Origin of the sequence: Paratractidigestivibacter sp. (genome assembly GCF_052362415.1) — a bacterium.
Taxonomy (GTDB): domain Bacteria; phylum Actinomycetota; class Coriobacteriia; order Coriobacteriales; family Atopobiaceae; genus Paratractidigestivibacter.
Map to the genome: position 1 here is coordinate 4,676 of NZ_DAWEMK010000059.1, position 870 is coordinate 5,545.

Consider the following 870-nt stretch of genomic DNA (forward strand, 5'->3'; position numbering starts at 1 on the left):
GGGCTTCTCGCAGGTCGCGGGCGGCGGCATCGTCGCCGCGGTCGACGGGTCCGAGGCGCTCGCGGGCAACGCGCGCCTGATGGCACAGAAGGGCATCGCGCTCGGTGCGCTCGCCGCGCGCGCCGACGCCCTCGCGGCCGACGGCAAGACCCCGCTCTTCTTTGCCCGCGGCGGGCACGTGCTCGGGCTTCTTGGCGTGGCGGATCCCGTCAAGCCCACGAGCGCCGCGGCCGTCGCGCGGCTGCGCGCCATGGGCGTGCGGACCCTGCTGCTCACCGGCGACCAGCGCATCACCGCCGAGGCGGTCGCGCGCGCGGTCGGCGTCGACGAGGTCGTGGCTGGCGTCCTGCCCGACCAGAAGGAGCTCAAGGTCCGCGAGCTGCAGCGCGCAGGTCACAAGGTCGCGATGGTCGGTGACGGCATCAACGACGCTCCGGCGCTCGCGCGAGCGGACATCGGCATCGCCATCGGCGCGGGCACGGACGTGGCCATAAGCTCGGCGGACGTCGTCCTCATGAAGTCCGACCCCGCCGACGTGGCGACCGCCATCGAGCTTTCGCGCGCGACCATGCGCAACATCAAGCAGAACCTCTTTTGGGCGCTGTTCTACAACTCGATCTGCATCCCGGTCGCGGCGGGCGTCCTCTCGCCGCTTGGTGTAACACTTAACCCAATGATCGCGGCTGCAGCCATGGGCTTCTCGTCGGTCTTTGTGGTGGGCAACGCGCTGCGCCTGCGCACCTGGAAGCCGAGCGAGGGCAACGAGCCGACTCCGGCGGGGACCGTTCAGGTCTCGGTCGAGCAAGATAATCGGAGCACGACGGAAGGAAAACCAATGGTAGACAAGAAACTCAAGGTCGAGGGCATGAT

General features: G+C 69.2%; 1 protein-coding gene. It reads left to right on the forward strand.

Going from position 1 to position 870, the window contains the following annotated elements:
- A partial coding sequence (locus tag ACT84W_RS06870) for an HAD-IC family P-type ATPase (protein ID WP_444328672.1) occupies positions 1–870 on the forward strand: 870 nt, incomplete at both ends.